The 277-nt window shown below is 61.7% G+C and carries 1 protein-coding gene; it reads right to left on the bottom strand.

Annotated elements, in window-relative coordinates; genetic code table 11:
* A partial coding sequence (locus NLU14_RS21665) for an FAD-binding protein (RefSeq protein WP_275710511.1) occupies window positions 1–270 on the bottom strand: 270 nt, incomplete at its 3' end.
* Window positions 271–277 lie beyond the last annotated feature (7 nt).

Below are 277 nucleotides of genomic sequence, written 5' to 3'. Positions count from 1 at the left end.
CTCGCAGGGCAGCATTTGGCGTGACTGTTCCAGTACATGGGTCAATTGCGCCAGCGGTGTGCCGCAACGGGCAGTGATCACCAGTTCGGTGGGGTCATAGCTGACGATACCGCGATGGTTGCGAGTGTCGAGCACTTCGCCGGCCACGGCGCGGCCCAGGAACATCTTGCTGTTGGCGCCCTGAATGCGTAGCGCAGTGCCGCTGTGCAGGGCCTGGTTGACCTGCTCCAGCAGCACGCTGCTGTTATCGAGATCCTCGCTCGTGTGCATCAGAAAC

Source organism: Marinobacter iranensis (assembly GCF_029207565.1).
GTDB classification, from domain to species: Bacteria; Pseudomonadota; Gammaproteobacteria; order Pseudomonadales; family Oleiphilaceae; genus Marinobacter; species Marinobacter iranensis.
The sequence above is the reverse complement of the archived record's forward strand: the minus strand, read 5'-3'. Positions and strand labels throughout refer to the sequence as shown.